This window comes from Brevibacterium rongguiense (genome assembly GCF_009857845.1).
Taxonomy (GTDB): Bacteria; Actinomycetota; Actinomycetes; order Actinomycetales; family Brevibacteriaceae; genus Brevibacterium; species Brevibacterium rongguiense.
Window position 1 is genome coordinate 1 of the sequence record NZ_WWEQ01000038.1, and the last position, 20,023, is coordinate 20,023.

At 72.3% G+C, this 20,023-nt stretch carries 15 protein-coding genes; 11 read left to right on the forward strand and 4 right to left on the reverse strand.

What is annotated here, in order from left to right; translation table 11 throughout:
* A partial coding sequence (locus GSY69_RS09230) for a phosphatase PAP2 family protein (RefSeq protein WP_160953571.1) occupies positions 1-1,642 on the reverse strand: 1,642 nt, incomplete at its 3' end.
* Between the two features lie 375 nt (positions 1,643-2,017).
* Between GSY69_RS09230 and cls the strand changes: the two genes are divergently transcribed.
* Together cls and GSY69_RS09240 are read left to right on the forward strand one after the other, a co-directional pair.
* Positions 2,018-3,499, forward strand: coding sequence for a cardiolipin synthase (cls, locus tag GSY69_RS09235; protein WP_160953572.1), 1,482 nt, complete (start codon positions 2,018-2,020; stop codon positions 3,497-3,499).
* A 124-nt stretch (positions 3,500-3,623) separates the two neighbouring features.
* Positions 3,624-5,087: a phospholipase D-like domain-containing protein gene (locus GSY69_RS09240; RefSeq protein ID WP_160953573.1), complete on the forward strand. Its 1,464-nt coding sequence runs from the start codon at positions 3,624-3,626 to the stop codon at positions 5,085-5,087.
* Positions 5,088-5,116: 29 nt separating this feature from the next.
* On the opposite strand, the gene GSY69_RS09245 is transcribed toward GSY69_RS09240, so the two are convergent.
* Complete coding sequence (locus GSY69_RS09245) at positions 5,117-6,019, reverse strand: HAD-IIA family hydrolase (RefSeq protein ID WP_160953574.1); 903 nt, start codon at positions 6,017-6,019, stop codon at positions 5,117-5,119.
* 131 nt (positions 6,020-6,150) lie between these two features.
* Between GSY69_RS09245 and GSY69_RS09250 the strand changes: the two genes are divergently transcribed.
* Positions 6,151-6,510 (forward strand): VOC family protein, encoded by a 360-nt coding sequence (locus tag GSY69_RS09250; protein WP_160953575.1) that lies wholly within the window; start codon positions 6,151-6,153, stop codon positions 6,508-6,510.
* Positions 6,511-6,678: 168 nt separating this feature from the next.
* Here GSY69_RS09250 and GSY69_RS09255 read toward each other — a convergent pair whose 3' ends face one another.
* Both GSY69_RS09255 and GSY69_RS09260 read right to left on the reverse strand, forming a co-directional pair.
* Entirely contained in the window at positions 6,679-7,236 is a 558-nt protein-coding gene (locus tag GSY69_RS09255) for a hypothetical protein (protein ID WP_160953576.1), read from the reverse strand.
* A gap of 181 nt (positions 7,237-7,417) precedes the next feature.
* A complete protein-coding gene (locus tag GSY69_RS09260; protein ID WP_160953577.1) occupies positions 7,418-9,325 on the reverse strand; it encodes a gamma-glutamyltransferase family protein in 1,908 nt (635 codons plus the stop codon).
* 219 nt (positions 9,326-9,544) lie between these two features.
* Between GSY69_RS09260 and GSY69_RS09265 the strand changes: the two genes are divergently transcribed.
* The 8 genes from GSY69_RS09265 (at position 9,545) to GSY69_RS09300 (ending at position 19,864) form a co-directional block, all read left to right on the forward strand.
* Complete coding sequence (locus GSY69_RS09265) at positions 9,545-10,909, forward strand: MFS transporter (protein WP_160953578.1); 1,365 nt, start codon at positions 9,545-9,547, stop codon at positions 10,907-10,909.
* Positions 10,910-11,204: 295 nt separating this feature from the next.
* The gene (locus GSY69_RS09270) at positions 11,205-12,923 is read left to right on the forward strand and encodes a class I adenylate-forming enzyme family protein (RefSeq protein ID WP_160953579.1); all 1,719 of its coding nucleotides are present in this window, start codon (positions 11,205-11,207) and stop codon (positions 12,921-12,923) included.
* The gene (locus tag GSY69_RS09275; RefSeq protein ID WP_160953580.1) at positions 12,920-14,221 is read left to right on the forward strand and encodes a beta-ketoacyl-[acyl-carrier-protein] synthase family protein; all 1,302 of its coding nucleotides are present in this window, start codon (positions 12,920-12,922) and stop codon (positions 14,219-14,221) included. Before GSY69_RS09270 ends, GSY69_RS09275 begins: the two co-directional genes overlap by 4 nt.
* Before the next feature lie 139 nt (positions 14,222-14,360).
* Positions 14,361-15,533, forward strand: coding sequence for an acyl-CoA dehydrogenase family protein (locus tag GSY69_RS09280; protein WP_160953581.1), 1,173 nt, complete (start codon positions 14,361-14,363; stop codon positions 15,531-15,533).
* 157 nt (positions 15,534-15,690) lie between these two features.
* Positions 15,691-16,236 carry a MaoC family dehydratase gene (locus GSY69_RS09285; RefSeq protein ID WP_160953582.1) on the forward strand — a complete coding sequence of 182 codons (546 nt, stop codon included), beginning with the start codon at positions 15,691-15,693 and terminating at the stop codon, positions 16,234-16,236.
* Between the two features lie 284 nt (positions 16,237-16,520).
* Positions 16,521-18,185 carry an L-lactate permease gene (locus tag GSY69_RS09290; protein WP_160953583.1) on the forward strand — a complete coding sequence of 555 codons (1,665 nt, stop codon included), beginning with the start codon at positions 16,521-16,523 and terminating at the stop codon, positions 18,183-18,185.
* Positions 18,186-18,299: 114 nt separating this feature from the next.
* Positions 18,300-19,130 carry an HpcH/HpaI aldolase/citrate lyase family protein gene (locus GSY69_RS09295; RefSeq protein WP_160953584.1) on the forward strand — a complete coding sequence of 277 codons (831 nt, stop codon included), beginning with the start codon at positions 18,300-18,302 and terminating at the stop codon, positions 19,128-19,130.
* 89 nt (positions 19,131-19,219) lie between these two features.
* Positions 19,220-19,864, forward strand: coding sequence for a peptide deformylase (locus tag GSY69_RS09300; protein ID WP_160953585.1), 645 nt, complete (start codon positions 19,220-19,222; stop codon positions 19,862-19,864).
* The last annotated feature ends 159 nt before the right edge of the window (positions 19,865-20,023 follow it).

The following is a 20,023-nucleotide window of genomic DNA, read 5'->3' on the forward strand; positions in this document are numbered from 1 at the left end:
GGCCCACGGCCGCGGCCGCCGCGGCCAGCGCCGCGCCCAGCTCCGCACCGGTGCGCGGCAGCCTGCCGGGCCCGCTGGCATTGTCGTCGTCATCCCCGCCGTCGCCGGGCTTGGGGGCCGGTGCGGAGGTGCTCTGCGACGGGTGCTTGGGCGCCCGGCTGGGCTCATCCGTGGGCGCCGGGGCCGAGGTGCGGCTCGGCTCGGGTGCCGGCGCGGAGTCCGAGGGACTCGGGGCGGGTGACGACGGCGTGGGCTCGGCTTCCGTGACGACGGAGGCCCGCGACTGGCCCGGCTCCACCTTCACAACCGTGCCGTCCTTGCTCAGCGTGACCTTCGCGCTGGTGGCGGCGGGCAGGTTGATGCGCTGCCAGCCCTTCGAGCTCGCGTCGAACAGGTAGCCCGAGTCGATCTCCGTGGCCGCGAGGACATCGCGGCGTTGCGCGTCGTTGAGCGTGGGGAACGCGGAGGTGAGGAGCGCGGGAGCCTGGGCGGGCACCTCGGGCGCGGCGCCGTCCTTGCCCACCTTGGCGAACCCGTAGGTCATGCGCGAGCGGTAGGCGGTCAGCGCCGAGGCGCGGTCCGTGACCGGCTGCTTCGAGACCTCGTCCACGGCGGGGTTCGCATACCCCTTGGTACCCGCGGCCCCCGTCTTGTCGATGCAGGATTCGAGGTCATCGCCCAGCTTGTCGGCCTTGCAGCGCTTGGCGAGGTAGCCCTGCAGCTCGGACTGCGCCGGCTTGATCGTGTCCTCCGGGTAGGTGCCCTCGGAGAAGATCGTCGACATCTTCATGTGGCTGAGGATCCGCCCGCCCATGATGTCCATGGGGTAGTGGACGCCCAGGACCACGCGATTGTTGCCGGCCTCCGAGGAGCGGGTGAGCACCTCGGGTGCCAGCTGGGGGACGAGCATGGAGAGCTCGAGGCCCACCTGGTAGGCATACGTCGTGTGCCCGGAGGGGAACGCCTGCGAGTGGCCGGCGACCATCCCGTCGTAGAGCGCGGTGTGCAGCTTGTTCGTCTCCGGGTCGGTCCAGTCGGGGACCTTCTCGATGCCAAGCTTCTTCTCCAGGCCGCGCAGGTCGTTCTTCCCGCCCAGCGAGCGGTCGTCCATGAAGGGGCGCGGGTAGTTGAAGTGCTTCTTCGCATCGCCGGTGCTCGCCGCCTTGCCGGCGGCGTCGATGGCCTTGCGCGTCTCCGCCAGCGAGCCGTCCTTGAGCCCCTCGGCGAAGTACTTCCCCAGCACGGGGCCCAGTGAATCGGGCAGTGTCTGCTTCCAGTCCTCGTCCGCGTCGATGAGCGCACGGTGCTGCTGGGCCTCGTCCGCGCCGTTGTTGATGGCCACGAGCGTGCGGTCGTTCTGCCCGAGCATCGAGGTGCCGGCCTCGGTCACGCTGCCCCGGAACGCGGTGCCCGCGGGGTCGGCCTTGTCATACGGCGCGGGGGTCCAGTAGGACTCGAACTCGCTGAGCGCGGTGATCGAGGGGTCCGTCTCCGCCGCCTGGGCGGGAGAGGCCAGGGCGGGGCCGGCCGCAAGGGCGAGGGCTGCGAGGGCGGCGGCTGCAGGGAGCGTGCGGCGTACGGCGGTTGCGGTGGTTGCCGGGGGTGTGGCGGTGCCGGCGGGCTGGGCGGGAGAGGCGTTCATCGTGTCCTTCTGCTGGGGCGGATGGCGACCGTGGACCGGCTGCGCGGTGTGGACTCCGCGAACGTATCGGCCCCATGCGAACGACCGGTGAACCGCGGTTGAACTGGGCAGACGGCGGGGGATGCGCGGGGAGGGCGGGGCCGCGCGGTGCGGGGTGAAATCACAGGAATCATAAAAATCACAAAAAATCACAAACGGGCGTCGCGGGTTAGGGGTGCGGTGGGGTGGGGATCCCGTCCGGCAGTGCGCGTGCGCCGAGGCGCTACGCTGGCGCTAGCCCGTCCCACACCCCGTGCCCAGCACCCACCACCGCACCACCGCAGCACCCCGCGCCTCGCGCCTCGCCCGCAGCGCCGCCGAGCAAGAAAGCCCCCCATGCAGCTCCTCATCGACACCCTGCCCACCTGGCTGGCGATCGTCATCATCCTCATCGACTACTCGATCAAGATCGCCGCCATCGGCATCGTGCCGGAGAACCGCCGCCCGGGCTCGTCCACCGGCTGGCTCATGCTCATCCTGTTCCTGCCGATCGTGGGCATCCCGGCCTTCCTCATGTTCGGCAGCCCGTACGTGAACGACCGCCGCAGGCGCATCCAGGCCCAGGCCAACGAGATGCTCAAGAACGGCACCGACGACGTGCCGGACTGGCCGGACACGCTGCACCCGTCGGAGAACATCGGCTCGCTCATCCGGCTCAACCGCAACCTCACGTTCCTGCCCATGGTCGACGGCCTCAACCACGGCGTGACCATGAATTACGAGGACAGCATCCAGCGCATGGCCGACATCGTCAACGGCGCCCAGGAGTACGTCCACGCGGAGATCTACATCTGCGCCTGGGACGGCACCACGGATGTCTTCTTCCGCGCCCTCGAGGACGCGGCGGCCCGCGGGGTCACGGTCCGCCTCCTGTTCGACCACCTGGGCTCGCGCAAGTACCCCGGCTTCAAGCGGATGGGCAAGAAGCTCACCGCGGCGGGCATCGACTGGCACCTCATGCTGCCCTTCCAGCCGCTGCGCGGCCGCCTGCGCCGGGTGGACCTGCGCAACCACCGCAAGCTCGTCGTCGTGGACGGGCAGCGGGCGATCATGGGCTCGCAGAACATGATCGACTCGAGCTACCTGGCCAAGAAGAACATCCGGATCGGCCGGCACTGGAACGACATCACGGTGGAGCTCACGGGCCAGATCGTCACGGAGCTCGAGGCCGTCTTCGCCACCGACTGGTACTCCGAGGCGGGCGAGGAGCTGGGCATCCAGCAGTACCGCGTGCCCGAGGACGACGACCCGGCGCTCGGCGGGGCGGAGAACGCCCTCCAGCTCATCCCCTCCGGCCCGGGGTTCCAGACGGAGCCCAACCTGCGCTTCTTCACGGCCATGATCAACGCCGCCCAGGAGCGGGTGCGGATCGTCAGCCCCTACTTCATCCCCGACGAATCGCTGCTCGCCGCCATCATCACAGCCTCCCACCGCGATGTCCGCGTCGAGCTCTACGTGGGCGAGCAGGCGGACCAGTTCCTCGTCGACCACGCCCAGTCCTCGTACTACGAGATGCTGCTCGACGCCGGGGTCCACATCCTGCGCTACCCCAAACCCGCGGTGCTGCACACGAAGTGCTTCACCATCGACGACACGTACGGCGTCATGGGCTCGTCGAACATGGACATGCGCTCCTTCGGCCTCAACTACGAGATCTCGCTGTTCGCCATGGACGGTGACATTGTGCCGGCCCTCACCGAGGTCATCGACACCTACGCGGCCAAGAGCACCGAGCTCACGCGGGCCGAATGGGAGCAGCGCTCCCTGGGCCGGCGGTACGTGGACTCGGTCTGCCGCCTCACCTCCGCGCTCATGTGAGCCGCCGCCGAGGCGCGCCCAGCCGGCCGTGGCCGCGCCCCGGGCGCGCGCCTCGGGAGCGGGCTACGCTCAGGTCAGGAACGCGCGCTGGCCGCGCCCCGGTAGTGGAGAGGTGGGCGCGGACATGACCTGGCCTGCGGTGCTGACGACCTCCTGGATCGTCTTCGAGTACATCGTCAAGATCATCGCGGTGGGCGTGGTGCCGGACAACCGGAAGCCGGGCTCCGCGGCCGGCTGGCTCATGCTCATCCTGTTCCTGCCGATCGTGGGCGTGCCGCTCTTCCTCATCCTGGGCAGCCCGTACATCGATCGTCCGCGCGAGCGCATCCAGCGCGAGGCCAACAAGCTCCTGGCCAAGGGCACGAAGCAGGTGCCGGACTACCCGGCGGCGCTCGAGCCCAGCGCGGCGCTCGCCTCGGTCATCGGGCTCGATCGGCGCCTGACGTACCTGCCCATGGTCGACGGGGACAACGAGGGCGTCCTCATGTCCGATGCCGAATCGCTGGCCCGCATGGTCCGCCTCGTCGAGGGCGCGCAGCGCTACGTCCACTGCGAGATCTACATCATGGCCTGGGATGAGACGACGAACGCCTTCTTCGAGGCGTGCGCCGCGGCCGTGCGCCGCGGGGTCAGGGTCCGCGTCATGATGGATCACCTGGGCTCCCGGAAGTACCCCGGTTTCAAGCACCTGGGCCGGCGGCTGAGCGAGGCCGGCATCGAATGGCACCTCATGCTCCCCTTCCTCCCGCTCAAGGGCAAGATCCGCCGCCCGGATCTGCGCAACCACCGCAAGCTGCTCGTCGTGGACGGGAAGTACGGCGTGATGGGCTCGCAGAACATGATCACCCCGGACTACGAGTCGAAGAAGAACGACGAGGTGGGCCGCCGCTGGCACGACGTGACCGTCGAGCTGACGGGCCAGATCGTCATGGAGCTCGAGGCGGTCTTCGAAACCGACTGGTACACGGAGTCCGGCGAGGAGCTGGACTACCTCGTCTACCGGATGCCCGACGAGCCCGCGCCCCCACTGGGCGGCAAGACCAACGCGTTCCAGCTCGTGCCCTCCGGCCCCGGCTTCCACACGGCCCCCAACCTGCGCCTGTACACCTCGCTCATCGGCATGGCGACGAAGCACGTGCGCATGGTCAGCCCCTACTTCGTGCCCTCGGAGTCGTTCCTCGATGCGATCACCACCGCCTGCTACCGGGGCGTCCGGTTCGACCTCTACCTCTGCTCGTCGGACCAGTACGTCGTCGGGCGGGCGCAGGAGTCGTACTACGAGGCGCTGCTCGAGGCCGGCGTCATCATCCACGAGTACCCCAAGCCGGAGCTGCTGCACACCAAGTGCTTCACGATCGACGGCACCTATGCGGTGATGGGCTCGGCGAACATGGACATGCGCTCGTTCGGGCTGAATTACGAGATCAGCCTGCTCTCCGCGCGCGGGAACATGCTCGACCAGATCGAGCAGGTCATCGACTCCTACGACGCGAAGAGCAGCCTGCTCGACCTCGAGCAGTGGCGGCGCCGGCCGTGGACCCGCAAGTACATGGAGTCCGTCTGCCGCCTGTCATCGGCGCTCATGTGAGCGCCGGGCACAGGCCGGTCTGAGCCGCCTCAGCGGGACTTCGCGTCTTCCGTGTCTTCGCCCTGGTCCTTGTCTTTGCTGTCGCCCGCCTTGCCGTCCTCGTCCCTGCCGCCGTCTCCTTTGCCGCCAGCCTGCTTCTCGCCATGACCGGAGGCGCTGTGGTCGAGCAGCTCGCTCACGCCGTCGATGATGCGGTTGGGGCGGAACGGGTAGGCGAGCACGTCCTCGCGCTCGCTGATGCCCGAGAGCACGAGGATCGTGTAGAGGCCGCCCTCCATGCCCGCGACGATGTCCGTGTCCATCCGGTCGCCGATCATCGCGGTGGTCTTCGAGTGCGCGCCGATTCGGTTGAGCGCCGAGCGGAACATCATGGGGTTCGGCTTGCCGACGACGTAGGGCTCGCGGCCGGTGGCCTTCGTGATGAGGGCCGTGATGGCCCCGGTTGCAGGCAGCACACCCTCCGGGCTGGGGCCCGTGGCATCGGGGTTCGTCGCGATGAAGCGGGCCCCGCCCCGGATCAGGCGGATGGCCTTCGTGATCGCCTCGAAGGAGTAGTTGTGCGTCTCGCCCACGACGACGAAATCGGGGGAGGCCTCGGTCATGATGAACCCCGCCTCGTGCATCGCGGTGGTGAGCCCCACCTCGCCCACGACGTAGGCGGAGCCGCCGTCCACCTGGTCGGCGAGGAACTGGGCGGTCGCCAGCGCCGAGGTCCAGATCCGGTCCTCGGGCACGTTGAGTCCCGACCGGCGCAGGCGGGCGGCGAGGTCGCGGGCGGTGTAGATCGAGTTGTTCGTCAGGACGAGGTACGGGGTCTCGTCCCTGTTCCACTGCTCCAACAGCTCCGCGGCACCCGGCAGCGCCTCGTTCTCGCGTACGAGCACGCCGTCCATGTCCGTCAGCCAGCATTCGATTTCGGGTGTCTCCGCCATGGGGCCCACTGTAGTCGCGGGGCTGGGGCCGCACTCGCCCTCGTAGTGCGGTGCACTTGCGCTCACCGCGCACCGCAGGACGGGTCAGAGCACCCCTGGTGCCGGGGCGGGCGCGCCACTACGCTCGGGACATGAAGATCACCAAGCAGAAGGTCGTGCTGGACGCAGCCGACCTCGAAGGCACCGCGGCCTTCTGGTCTGACCTGACGGGCAAGCCCATCACCCACCGGGATGTGGACTGGCGGGAGATCGCCATCGACGACACCTGGGCGATCGCCATCCAGCTCGCCCCGGACCACGAGCCGCCGGAGTGGCCCAATGGCAGCCCGCAGCAGATCCACCTCGATCTCTACGTCGACGATGTGGATGCGGCGCAGAAGGAGGTCCTGGAACTGGGCGGCCGGATCCTCGACGAGCAGCTTGACGATCCCGATGGGGGCTTCGTCGTCTACGCCGATCCCGCCGGCCACCCGTTCTGCCTCTGCAAGTAGGGCCAAGCGCGGCGAACTGCGCCGGTTGTAGGCCGCGGATGCGCGCGTGAACGCGGCGTCCCTGGCGGTGCACCTTGGTGGTGGCGGATCCGTCACGCGTGCGCGTCTTCGGCCCGGCGCTCCCGACGTGGATGCCGCGGGCAGCAGCTCGAACCGAGCCGCAGGCACTCAGTACACGCGGAACGTTCCGCGTGCCGCCTTCTGAGTACCGCCGTTCTGGCTGACGACGACGATGTACGTTCCCTTGCTCAGGTTGCGGCCTCGGCGGTCATAGCTGTGACCCCAGTACTTGAGCTTGACGGTGGCCTTGCCGGAAGCGGACGCACGAACGGTGCTCGAGCTGAGGTTCGCGTCGCACGACCGTGCCCTGTCCGAGGCGGCGTCCACCCGGGCTCTCTTCTTCAGGCCCGTGAGTCGGATCTTCATCCCATGCCGCGCCAGCTGGCTGCGCGAGATGCGCTTGTGGGCCGGCTTTGCCTTGACGCGTGATGCTCGCGAGGACTCGGCGCTCACGCGCGTGAAGGTGACCGTGCTCTGGGCACTGGCGCTGTACGCGCACCCGTAGTTCGCGCGCACGGCAGGCGGCGCGGACACGGTGCGAGCCGTTGCGCTGGTCTGGGCCGAGGCGCTCGGGGCTGCACTCGCGGGGGCGGAGAACCCGGTGAAAGCCGTGCCGGCGACGGCGAGTGCCGCGAGGGCGGCGGGGATGCTGAGGCGTGCGCGCATGATGACTGCTTTCACGGTGTGGGAGGGGGGAGCGATACGCCTCGAATATTAGTCCATTTTCGGTCAACCGAAGCACCAATCTCCGTAGGCGCTGAGCCTCGCCCGCGGCCCGCACCCTGTGGTGCGCACGCCCGCCGGCGCGTTCAGGGCGCTCGCTCCTGACCGCGGCCCGCGCCTCCCGCTACCTCCCCGCGGCGTACCCCTGTGCGCCGCGCGGATTCGCCGCCGCGCTCAGCTGCCCGGTCTCCGGGTCCCGCGTGACGACGGAGAGCCGGCCCAGGTCCCAGTCGCCCACCTGCGTTACCGCGTGCCCGCGCGCCCGCAGACCCGCGATGACCTCCTCGCCCAACCGGTCCTCGACCACCGCGCCGGCCGGCTCCCAGACCCGCGGATAGAACGACGACGGCATGGCCGTGGTGTGCAGCGCCGGCGCATCGATCGCCTCCTGCGGCTCGTACCCGCCCACCAGCAGCCGCAGCACGAGCAGCAGCTGCCACTGGTCCTGCTGGTCACCGCCGGGCGTGCCCAGCGCCATGATGGGCACGCCGCCCTTGGAGACGAGGGTGGGCGAGAGCGTGGTGCGCGGCCGGGTGCCCGGCTCCAGAGCGGACGGCGAGTCCGCGTCCAACCACGTCATCTGCAGCCGGGTGCCCAGGCAGAAACCCAGGCCGGGAATGGTGGGGGAGGACTGCAGCCACCCGCCGGACGGCGTCGCGGCGATCATGTTGCCCCACCGGTCCACGACGTCCAGATGGCACGTGTCACCGCGATGGGTCCCATCGGCCGAGGTCTCATCGGCCCCGTCCCCGCGCTGGCGGGTGGGCTCGCCGACGCCCAGGTGGGCGCCGGACGCCGCGCCGCCTGCCTCCCACTGCGCGCGGGTGAGCAGCGGAGGCGCGAACCCGCCGGGCGCCTCTGCGGCGGAATCCCCGCCAGCACTGCCCGCACCGGCGCTCGGTCCCGCCTTCCCGCGAGGACGCGTCCCGGGGCGGAATGCCGCGCTCGCCTTCTCGCCGATCAGCCCGCGGCGGGTGGCCGCATACTCCTCCGACAGCAGCCAGTCCAGCAGCTGCGGATCGCGGCCGTGGGCATCGCCGTAGTGGGCCTCGCGGTCGGCCAGCGCCAGCTTGAGCGCCTCGAGGACCGTGTGCGCGCCCAGCTCGGTGGAGGGATCCAGGTGCTCGTCGTCGAAGCCGTCGAGGATCCGCAGGGCCTGCAGCAGCACAGGCCCCTGCCCCCACGGCCCGATCTTCGCGATCTCGTACCCGCGGAACTCGATGCTCACCGGGGCCTCGAACCGGGCCTGCTCACCGGCGAGGTCCTCACGGCCCACAACGCCGGCATACTCACCGCCGTCGGCGTGCATGTGCGGTTCGCGCACGAACTCGGCGATCTCCTGGGCGACGCGGCCGGTGCGCCACTCGGTGCGCGCGGCTGCAATGCGCTCGGCGCGGGTGGGCAGGCCTTCCCCTGTGGCGACGAGCTCGCGCAGCACCTGCGCGTAGGCGGGGTTTCCCACGACCTCACCGGCCTCCGGGACCCGTCCGCCGGGCATCCACTGCTCGGCCGAGGTGGGCCAGTGCTCGGCGAAGAGCGCGCGCACGCGCTCGATCGTCGCTGCCACATTGGCCACGATGGGGTGGCCCTCCTGGGCGTAGTGGATGGCGTAGGCGAGCACGTCACCCAGCTCCCACGTGCCGTGCTCGGCCAGCAGGAGCAACCACGCGTCGACCGCCGCGGGCACGGCCGCCGCCAGGGCGCCCGCGCCGGGCACCTCGGCCAGGCCGAGCCCCGCGTAGTGGGCGATCGTGGCGCCTGCCGGCGCGGCGCCCTGGCCCATGAGGACGGTGGGAGCCGGCGCCGAGGCGGTGGCGAAGATCCCCGTCATGTCCCCACCCGGCCCATTGAGGTGGGGTTCGACGACGTGCAGGACGAAGGCCGAGGCCACGGCCGCGTCGAACGCGTTGCCACCGCGCTCCAGCACGGCCTGGCCGCTGGCCGTCGCCAGCCAGTGCGTGGACGCAGTCATCCCGAAGTCACCGCGCAGCGTGGGGCGCGTCGTGAAGTCCGGTGGGGCGGTGAACGGCATGGGGAGTCCTCTAGGGGCGTGGGGTGGGCGGTCCGCGGCGCGTGGAGGGTGTGGGCCCGCCCACCCCGACGCTATCGCGGCCCCGGCCCGGGTGGAAGGACGGCCGATCCACCGCACGCCCGAGGCCCTGACGCGCGCCCTGCCGGCCCGACCCCAGAGTCCGGACCTGCGCCCACGGTGGCCCGGATCGCCGTATCGTGGCAGGCCAGGAGGGATTCGATGGCGAGGGAACCGCGCAGGCCGCGCCTGCGCAGCACCGCGCGCCAGCCCGGGCGGTACTGGACGATCGTGTCGACGCACACGATGAACGACTTCCAGGCCGGGGCGGTTGCCGCGATGCTGCCGTACTTCGTCTCCGAGCAGCACTACACCTACGCCGCGGCGGCCGGGCTCACGACGGCCTCGACCGCGCTGTCGGCCGTCTCCCAGCCGGTGTTCGGGGGGCTGAGCGACCGCTTCGGCCTGCGCTGGTTCACGCTCGTCGGCATGCTCGTCGCCGCGCTGGGCGTGGCGCTGACCGGATGGACGGCCGGGAACTACTGGGTGACGTGGGCGCTCATCGCGATCGCCGGGCTGGGCGCCGCCGCCTTCCACCCGCCGGCCTCCGTGGCCGCGAAGCTCACCGGCGGCAGCCCCAACCGCGCGATGAGCACGTTCGCCACCGGCGGCAACCTGGGCATGGCGATCGCCCCCGTCGGGGTGGGCCTGACCGTGGGCCTCCTGGGGCTGCGCGCCACCCCGCTCCTGCTCCTGCCCACGTTCGCCATCGCCCTGCTCTACCTGCGCGTCGAGCGTCGCTCCCGCGCCGCCGAGGCGAGTGCCACCGCCCGCCCGAGTGGCGCCTCGGGTGCGGGGCCCGGTGCGACCGCGCCCGCCGGCGAGCCGGAGCCGGCGGACCCGGGAGCCGGAGAGGGATCCGCACCGCTGCGCGCGACGCTTGAGCCGGAGCCGGAGCCGGAGCCTGAACCCGCGCCGGGACCTGCACCGGCGCCGGGGCCGACCGGTGGGAGCACGGCCATCGGGCTGCCCGTCGACCTCTGGCGCCCGTTCGCGGTGCTCCTGTGTGCCATCTCGCTGTGGTCGCTCTCCTACATCGGCACGCGGTCGTTCATCGCACTGCGGGCCATCGAGGTCTACGGCGTGGACGACAACGCGGGGACCCTGCTGCTGGGCGTCTATTCGGCCGCCGGGGCACTCGGCACATTCTGCGGTGGCTTCCTTGCCGACCGGTTCGGCCGCCTGCGGGTGCTGCCGGTGGGCTATCTGAGCAGCGCCGCACTCACACTGCTCTTCCTCGTCATGCCCACGTTCCTCCTGGCCGTCGTCGTGGCGGGAGCCCTGGGCTTCTGCCTGTTCATGCCGTTCTCCCTGCACACGACACTGTCGCACACCTACCTGCCGCGCCACCTGGCCACCGCCAGTGGAGCCACCCTCGGCATGTCGATGACGGTGGGCGGGCTCTTTACCCCGGTCTTCGGGGCGATCGCGGACCGGTCCTCGGAGCCCGTGAACTTCTGGGGCTTCGCCGGCGCGCTCGTCGCGGGGGCGGGAGTGCTGCTCACGCTGCGCGAGCGGCGGGCGTGAGCCCCCGGGCGCGGGCACGCGCAGCCGTCGTGCCGCATGCAATCACCGACCCGGTGCGCAACCGCCGCCCCGGACGCGCGCCGCTGATCCGACGCACACCGCGGATGCGCAGCCGCGAATGCACTGCCTCGGCCGTGCGCCCCGAAGGCGCGTTGCAGGAGCGCCGGCGCCGGCCCTTCGCGACGGCCCGCCCCGTAGACTCTCAGTGAGGCGCACCTGAGCGACCGCGTGCGGGCCCCAGGGCCCGCGCCCAGCCCAGCGCGCCGGCAGCAGCCGCGAACCGAAGGGAGCGCCCGTGCCGATCACCGGCAGGATCCTCGACCTCGCCCACGAGCATCCCGACCAGCCCGCAATCGTCGCGCCCGGCCCCGGCGGCACCGCGCGGACCATTTCCTACGGCGAGCTCGTCGCGGACTCCCGGCACACGATGGGCACGGTCCGCGCGCTGCTGGCAGACCTGGAAGCGCAGACCCAGCCCGCACCCGCCTCCGCCCCCGAGGCGCAGGGCCTGCCCATCGTCGCCACGAGCCTGGACAGCGCCTTCGACGCCGCCCGCATCTTCGCGGGCCTGGCAGGCTATCCGGTAGTCTCCGCGACCATCGACCCGCGCTGGCCGCTCGAACACCAGGTGGGCGTCATCGCCGCAACCGGCATCGCGGTGGTCGTGAGCGACAGCGCCGCGCTGGCCGCCGTCCTACGCGAGCGCGGCTGGACCGGCGCGATCGTCACCGGCGCGCGGTTCGCGGAGCTGGGCCGCGCCTCGGCGCCGGCACCGGCCCCCACCCGGCGCGAGGGTCCCGAGCCGTTCCTCATGCTCTTCTCCTCGGGCACGACGGACAACCCCAAGGCGTTCATCAAGACCCGCTACCAGTACCGGGAGAACTTCGCGGTCTCCAGCGCCTACCTGGAACCGCTGCCCGGCGTGCACACCCTCGCCCCGGGCCCGGTCTCCTACAGCCTCACGCTCTATGCGCTCGTCGAGTGCCTGGCCTCCGGCGGCACCGCCCACCTGGCCGACGGGCTCGACGCCGCGGGCCTGGGCGCGCGGATCCGCAGCGAGGCGATCACCCGCGTGGTCGCCGTGCCCGCGCTCGTCCAGGCCCTCATCGTCGCCGCGCGGCGCACCCCGGAGGACTTCGCGGGCCTCGACCTCGTCGTCACCGGCGGGGCCAACCTGCCGGCCGCCCTGCGCGACGGGCTGGCCGCCGCCCTGCCGGGCGTGCGGATCGTCAGCTACTACGGGGCCGCGGAGATCGGCTTCATCGGCGACAGCCGCGGGGGAGACGGCACCCTCATCAGCCTCTACACCGGCATCGAGGCACAGGTCCGCGATTCCGAGGGCGCGCCGCTGCCGCCCGGGGAGCTGGGCACGCTCTTCATCCGCGCCCGCGCCTGCTCCGCGGGCTACGTGACCGGCACCGCCCGGGCCCGGCTGCGCGGCCCCGACGGCTGGGCGAGCGTGGGCGATCAGGCGCGCCTCGTCGCCGTGGACGCGGCCGAGGCGGGTGCGGCGGCTGTGGGCGGCGGTGATGGGCCCGCCGGCGCCGAATCGGGTGCCCGCGCGCCCAAGGCGCCCCGCATCAGCCTGGCCGGGCGGGCCGGTGACATCGTCGTGACGGGCGGGCACAAGGTCGCCCTGCCGGAGGTGGAGCGCGCCTTCGACGGCATGCCCGGTCTGGGCGCCGGCTGCGCCATCGGCCTGCCGAGCGATTCGCTGGGCACCCTCGTGGCCTACGCCGTCGAGGGCCCGGTGGGCAGCGTCCCCGCCAAGGCGGAGCTGCGCGCCTGGGCCGAGCCGCGCCTCGCCCCCCAGTTCGCGCCGCGCCGGTACTACCGGGTGGGCCGGCTGCCGCGCACCGTGGGCGGGAAGATCCGCCGCGAGGAGGCCGCACGGCTCCTCGCGCTCGCTGGCAACGAGGCCGATCCGCCCGGGGCAGCCGAGGCGGGTGCCGCCCGCGGCAGCCGGCCGGAGGCATCTGCGGTTGAGTCCCTGGGGGGAGTGGAGCGGCTGTGAGCGGTGCACCGGAGCGGGTCGTCATCACCGGAATGGGGGCCATCACCCCCTCGGGCCTGAGCGCTGCCGCGCTCTGGGAGTCCGTGGCGGCCGGGCGCAGCGCCGTCGACGTCCTCGCAGGCGACGAGTTCGCTCAGCTGCCCGTGCGGATCGGCGGCCAGGTGCGCGGCTTCGACGCCGCATCGGTGCTGCCGCGCAGCCTGGCGCGCAGGCTCAGCCCCGTGCAGCACTGGGCGCTCGCCGCCGCGGACGAGGCGCTCGCACAGGCGGGAGCGCTGCCCGGCGGTGAGGCGGTTGCTGGGGGCGCCTCGGCAACCGCGAACACCCAGGCTGGCGCTCTGCCCTGGGACCCCCAGCGGTTCTCCGTCATCGCCGCCACGGGCTCCGGCCCCGTCGACGCGATGCAGGCCGCGCAGCGTGCTCTGACCGAGTCGGGCCCGCGCGGGGTGCCGCTGACCCTGGCGATCTACGGTGCCCCGGACGCCGCGGCGGCCCTGCTCAGCCACCGCTACGGGGCCCACGGCGATGCTCGGGCCGTGTGCGCCACGTGCGCGTCGTCGGCCATCGGCCTGGGAGAGGGGCTGCGCGCCATCCGCCACGGCTACGCGGATGCGGTGCTCGTGGTGGGCATGGAGGACTGCCTGGGACCGGTCAACCTCGCCTCGAACGCGAACATGCGCGCGCTCGCCGCGGGCTACGAGGACGATCCGCACGCCGCGAGCCGGCCCTTCGACGCCGGGCGCACCGGCTTCGCCATGGCCCAGGGCGCTGCGGCGCTCCTCCTCGAATCGGCCTCCGCCGCCCGGGCCCGAGGGGCCAGCCCGCTGGCCGAGCTCGCCGGCTTCGGCGCGGCCAGCGACGCCCATCACCCCACGGCCCCGCATCCGCAGGGCCGCGGCGCGGCCCAGGCGATGCGCGCCTGCCTGGCCGACGCCGGCCTCGGCCCAGCCGATGTCGACCACATCAGCGCGCACGGCACCGGTACCCCCGCAGGCGATGCCGCGGAGATCGCCGCGCTCGACGCGGTCTTCGGACAGCGCGGCCGTACGATCCCCCTCACCGCGCCCAAGTCCGCGACCGGCCACCTGCTGGGCGCCTCGGGTGCGGTCGAGGCGATCATCGCCGTCGGCTCGCTGCGCACCGGCCTCATCCCGCCCACACTCAACCTCGACGATCCCGATTTCCCGGACTGGGACATCGTGACCGAGCCCCGGCAGACGACGGTGGGCACCGTGCTGTCGAACTCGTTCGGCTTCGGCGGGCACAACGGGTCCGTGGTGCTGCGGGCGCTCGAATGAGGCGCGCGCAGCCGACCGCTCGGCTCCTCCGCGTGGCCGCTGCCCCGATCCGGAGCCCGGCCCCGTGCCCAGCCCCTGAGGCGCAGCCCCGAGCCCTGTTCCGCAGCCCTGCCCCGCCCAACCCGAAGGAGTGCACCCCATGACCGACCGCGAGACCCGCTTCCGCGAGATCGCCGAGCGCTACCTGCCCGAGGAGGCGCTGCGGACCATCCGCGCCCGCGCCGCGCGCCACGATGCGGAGAACTCGTTTGCCGCCGATGACCTCGCCGACCTGCGCGAGCTGGGCTACCTCACCGTCTTCGTCCCGGCGGAGTTCGGCGGCCCCGGCCTCACGCTCAACGAGGTGGCCCGGCTCCAGCAGCGGCTGGCGACGGCCGCGCCGGCCACGGCGCTTGCGGTGAACATGCACCTCATGTGCACGGGCGTCGTGCGCGCCCTGCACGAGCGTGGTGACACCTCGCTCGACTGGGTCTTCGAGGACGCACTGGCCGGGGAGGTCTTCGCGTTCGGGATCTCCGAGCCCAACAACGACTGGGTGCTCCAGGGCTCGAACACCCGGGCCGTGCCGACCGACGACGGCGGCTACCTGCTGAGCGGCGTAAAGATCTTCACCTCGCTGACCCCCGCCTGGACCCGGCTCATCGTCCATGCCCGCGACGACTCGGACCCGAGCGCCCCCATGATCGTCTACGGGTTCCTCGACCGCGATGCCGGCGGCATCGAGCCCTCCGACGACTGGGACGTGATGGGCATGCGCGCCTCCCACAGCCGCGCCACCGTGCTCACCGAGGCGCCCATGCGCCCCGAGCGCGTCTCCCGCCGCATCCCCGACGGGCCGAACCCGGACCCGCTGACGTTTGCGATCACCGCGAACTTCCAGCTGCTCGTGGGCGCCGTCTACGCGGGGGTGGCCAAGCGCGCGCTCGACCTGGCCGCGCAGGCGCTGGGGGAGCGCAGCTCCGCCAAGCGCGGTGTGACGCTGGCCGAGGTGCCGGAGTTCCGCGTCCGGCTGGCCGACGCCCACCGGACGTACCTGGGCGCGGCCGCGCAGCTCGACGCCTACACCCGGGACTTCGACGAGCGGGCCGACCACGGTGCCGGCTGGCCGCTGCGCCTCGTCTCCGCCCGGTTGGCCGCCGGCGAGGCCGCGCGCACCTGTGCAGACGCCGCGCTCCAGTGTGCGGGGGGCCGCGCGTTCTCCAACGCCAGCGAGCTCGCCCGCCTCTACCGCGACGCCGCCGCGAGCATCTTCCATCCGCCGGGCGCCGATGCCGCGCGCCCCATGTTCGCCGCCGCCCTCCTCGACGACTGACCGCGGCCCGCTCGACGGGCTACGATCGGGGCGAGCGGGCTCTCCGCGGGCACCCGATGCCCACCAGGCCTCCAAGCTGGGCGGGCGACCGCCCACAGCGGTCAGCCGTCACAGCGGAGACCCACCCACAGCGGACATCCATGCAAAGGAGCAGCACATGTCGCGAAGCCAGGACGGCGCCGGCGAGCAGGCCACGGGCAAGGTGATCGAGCAGCGCGGACTGTGGCTCGACGAGATGGAGGTGGGCACCGTCTACCGGCACGCCCCCGGCCGGACGATCACGGAGGCGGACAACACGTGGTTCACGGCGGTGACCATGAATACGCAGGCCCTCCACCTCGACGCCGCGTTCGCTGCGGGAGAGCCGTTCGGCCAGCGCCTCGTGAACTCGATGTTCACGCTGGCCACCCTCATCGGCCTGTCCGTAAGTCAGCTGACGCAGGGCACGATCGTGGGCAACCTGGGCTTCTCCGAGGTCGCCTTCCCCAAGCCGCTCTTCCACGGCGACACGCTCTACGCGGAGACGACCATCCTCGACAAGCGCGAGTCGAAGTCGCGACCCGGGCAGGGAATCGTCACGCTCGAGCACATCGGGCGCAATCAGTACGGCGACGTGGTCGCGAAGGCGGTGCGCCAGACCATGGTCTTCACCTCGGACCATGCCGAGCGCGAGGCCGCGGGCAGGGCCGAATCCGCGGGCTGACCGCGCCCGCTCAAAGCGCAAGGCACCTGGCCGCGAACCGCGGAAACCGGCTTTCGAAGCGCTCGAAACTGCGGTTTCGACTTCATTACGACTGGCGTTTCTCCTGACCCGAGCAGTGCTGCCGGCCCGCTCGGGGCGGTAGCGTGACTGCCATCACCCGGCCGACCGCAGGCCGCGGCAAGCGCGCTGGCGCCCTTGCCCGCCGACCGCCGGTGGCGCCGAGACCGCGCACCGCCCCCATTCCGTGATCGCCCCGCAGCGACCGTCCTCTCTAGGAGCCCGCCGTGCCCACCTTCACTCCAGCCGTCGATGCGGTGGGCGGCAGCGTTGCCCTCTCCGCGCTCGTCGGCCTCATCCCGCTGGTGACGTTCTTCATCCTGCTGGCCGTCGTCCGCCTCAAGGCCCACACGGCCGGGCTGTGCGCGCTCGTCGTCGCGCTCATCATCGCCGTCATCGCCTTCCACATGCCGGTGGGCTACGCGCTCATGTCCGCGATCGAGGGCGGCGCGTTCGGCATCCACCCCGTGCTCTGGATCGTCGTCATGGCGATCTGGCTCTACCAGGTCACCGTAGTCTCCGGGCGCTTCCAGGACCTGCGCTCCATCTTCAACGTCGTGGGCCACGGCGACCTGCGCGTCCAGGCGATGCTGATCGCGTTCTGCTTCGGCGGGCTGCTCGAGGCGCTCGCCGGCTTCGGCGCGCCCGTCGCCATCACCGCCACCATGGTCATGGCGCTGGGCGTCAAGCCGCTGCGCGCGGCCGCCGTCGTCCTCGTCGCCAACACCGCGCCCGTCGCCTACGGCGCGGTGGCGACGCCCATCACCACCGCAGGCAAGCTCACCGAGATCGACCCGGCCCTCATCGGCGCTCTCGTGGGCCGCCAGGCGCCCATCCTCGCGTGCGTCGTGCCGCTCATCCTGCTGTTCCTCGTCGACGGCCGCCGGGCGGTCAAGGACCTCTGGCCGCTGGCCCTCGTCGTGGGCTTCGGCTTCGCGATCGCCCAGTTCCTCGCCTCGAACTTCTTCTCCTACGAGCTCACCGACATCGTCGCCTCGCTCGTGGGCCTGCTCGCCGCCATGGCGTTCATGGCCGTGTGGAAGCCGCGCGGCGCGGAGGAGGCCCGGGTGCGCCTGGACGCGCCGGAGCCCCCGCCGGCCGAGCGCCTGGGCGGCCAGCGCATCTTCCTGGCCCTGCTGCCCTACCTGCTCGTCATCGTCGTCTTCACCATCGCCAAGGTCATCAAGCCGGTCGCCGCCGCGCTGGCCTCCACAGACATCAAGGTGGCGTGGCCCGTGCTCTCGCAGGTCCTCGTCGACTCGGCCGGCAAGCCCGTGTCGTCGACGAGCTACTCGATCCAGTGGCTGTCCTCGCCCGGTTCGCTGCTGGCGATCTCCGCGATCATCGTCGCGGCCGTCTACGCCCTCAACTCCTCCGGCGGCCGCTTCCCGGTGACGTTCGGCGCAGGCCTCGCGGAGTTCCCCAAGACCGTCTACCGGATGCGCTGGGCGGGCCTGACCGTCATCCTCGTGCTCTCCCTGGCCTACGTCATGAACCAGTCCGGCCAGACCGTCTCGATTGGCGTGTGGCTGGCCGGCACGGGCGTCCTCTACCCGTTCCTCTCGCCGATCCTCGGCTGGATCGGCACGGCGGTCACCGGGTCCGACACCTCGGCCAATGCGCTGTTCGCCAAGCTGCAGCAGACCGCCGCCGGCAACGTCCACGTCGACCCGGCGCTCATGGTGGCCGCGAACACCTCCGGCGGCGTGGTGGGCAAGCTCATCAGCCCGCAGAACCTGGCGATCGCCGCGACGGCCGCGGAGATGCCCGGCCAGGAATCGCAGATCCTCCGCACGGTGGTCGGCTGGTCCGTGGGCCTGCTGCTCATCCTCTGCCTCCTCGTGTTCCTCCAGACCACGCCGGTGCTCGGCTGGATGACCGTCCACCTGTAAGGCGGGCGGCCGGCCCGTGCCCGGCCGACTCGCGCTATCGTCGAAGGCGCAGCACCGCGGTGCTGCGCCTTCGGTGCGCCGTGCGCCGAATCCCACGCCCGAAGGAGTGCCGCGATGACCTTTGAGTTCCGCCCCGCCTGGCTGTTCGTCCCCGGTGACCGGCCCGATCGCTACGCCAAGGCCGCCGAGCGCGCCGATATCGTCATCGTCGACCTCGAGGACGCCGTGGCGCCCGCTGACAAGGAGGCAGCGCGCCGGGCGCTGGCCGACAACGCCGCCTCGGAGACCCCGCTCGACCCCGACCGGACGGTCGTGCGCGTCAACGGAGCGGACTCCGAGCACTTCGCGGCCGACCTCGCGGCGCTGCGGGCGCTGCCCTACACCCACGTCATGCTGCCCAAGGCGGAGTCCGCGGCCGGGCCCCGGGCACTGGACGGGTTCTCCGTCATCGCGCTCATCGAGACGGCGAAGGGCGCGCTGGGCGCGGCGGAAGTCGCCGCGCAGGACAGCGTCGTGGGCCTCATGTGGGGCGCCGAGGACCTCATCGCGGACCTGGGCGGCGGCTCCTCGCGGGGCCCGGACGGTGCCTACCGCGCCGTCGCCACCCAGGTGCGCTCGATGGCCCTGCTGGCCGGCAAGGCGCACGGTGTATACGTGCTCGACTCGATCTGGGCGGCCATCAAGGACCTCGACGGCCTGCGCGCGGAAGCGGTGGACGCCGTGGAGTCCGGCTTCGACGGCAAGGTCTCCATCCACCCCTCCCACGTGCCGGTGGTCCGCGAGGCGTTCGCCCCCACCGCCGAGCAGGCCGCGTGGGCGCGCGGGGCGATCGCCGCCTCGCAGGGCGCCGCCGGGGCCTTCCAGTACGAGGGCGCGATGATCGACGAGCCGCTGCTCAAGCAGGCCCGCCGGATCGTCGAGCGCATCCCGGCCGACGGCGCGTGAGCGCGGCGGGCGCGCGCGGCGCGGATGGTGCGGACGGCGGCACGGGCCCGGGCCGTGGCGCGGGTCCGAGTGCGCGGTCTGCGCGCTCGGTGCGCGCACAGGTCGAGGCCGCATTGGCCGCCGCCGAGGCAGGCGATGGCACGGCGCCCATCGTCGAGGCCGGCGACCCCGTCCTGCGCACCCCCGCGGTTGAGTTCGACGGGCAGGTCGACGACGACGACCTCGCGCGCCTGATCGCCGCCATGCGCGCCACGATGCGCGCGGCCCCCGGGGTGGGCCTCGCCGCCCCGCAGGTGGGCATCGGCCTGCGCCTGGCCGTCCTCGAGGACGCGGCGCAGGTGCGCGACGACGTCGCCCGGGCGCGCGAGCGCACCCCCACCGCATTCGAGGTGCTCATCAACCCGCGCTACGAGGCCGTGGGGCACGAGACAGCCGCCTTCTACGAGGGCTGCCTGTCCGTGCCGGGCTACCAGGCCGTCGTGGAGCGCCCGCGCCGGCTGATGCTGCGCGCGCAGGACGCGACGGGCCGGGCCACCGACCGCGAAGTGCACGGCTGGGCCGCGCGGATCGCGGCGCACGAGACGGATCACCTGGACGGCGTCCTCTGCCTGGACCGCGCCCAGCTGCGCTCGCTGGCCACCCACGAGCACGTGGCGCGCCTGTGGCCGCAGCCGACCGCTCAGCGCGCGGCGCAGGCGCTGGGCTTCGACCTGCCGCCCGGGGCGAGTCTCTAGGGCGCACGGCCGAACGCGCCGGCGGCTGCGCGCGCATTCTCACTGAGCGATAATCCATTGCCCGGGGTGACCGGCATCACGGAGGATGGGGCGCTAACCGCGGCCGCGCTCGCCACCCCGAGCCCGCCTCGGCGCCCCTCGCATCACCCGTGCACCACC

Coding starts and splice junctions, on each gene's coding strand:
- cls (WP_160953572.1), top strand. CDS start 2,018: ATGCAGCTCCTCATCGACACCCTGCCCACCTGGCTGGCGATCGTCATC.
- GSY69_RS09240 (WP_160953573.1), top strand. CDS start 3,624: ATGACCTGGCCTGCGGTGCTGACGACCTCCTGGATCGTCTTCGAGTAC.
- GSY69_RS09245 (WP_160953574.1), bottom strand. CDS start 6,019: ATGGCGGAGACACCCGAAATCGAATGCTGGCTGACGGACATGGACGGC.
- GSY69_RS09250 (WP_160953575.1), top strand. CDS start 6,151: ATGAAGATCACCAAGCAGAAGGTCGTGCTGGACGCAGCCGACCTCGAA.
- GSY69_RS09255 (WP_160953576.1), bottom strand. CDS start 7,236: ATGCGCGCACGCCTCAGCATCCCCGCCGCCCTCGCGGCACTCGCCGTC.
- GSY69_RS09260 (WP_160953577.1), bottom strand. CDS start 9,325: ATGCCGTTCACCGCCCCACCGGACTTCACGACGCGCCCCACGCTGCGC.
- GSY69_RS09265 (WP_160953578.1), top strand. CDS start 9,545: ATGGCGAGGGAACCGCGCAGGCCGCGCCTGCGCAGCACCGCGCGCCAG.
- GSY69_RS09280 (WP_160953581.1), top strand. CDS start 14,361: ATGACCGACCGCGAGACCCGCTTCCGCGAGATCGCCGAGCGCTACCTG.
- GSY69_RS09285 (WP_160953582.1), top strand. CDS start 15,691: ATGTCGCGAAGCCAGGACGGCGCCGGCGAGCAGGCCACGGGCAAGGTG.
- GSY69_RS09295 (WP_160953584.1), top strand. CDS start 18,300: ATGACCTTTGAGTTCCGCCCCGCCTGGCTGTTCGTCCCCGGTGACCGG.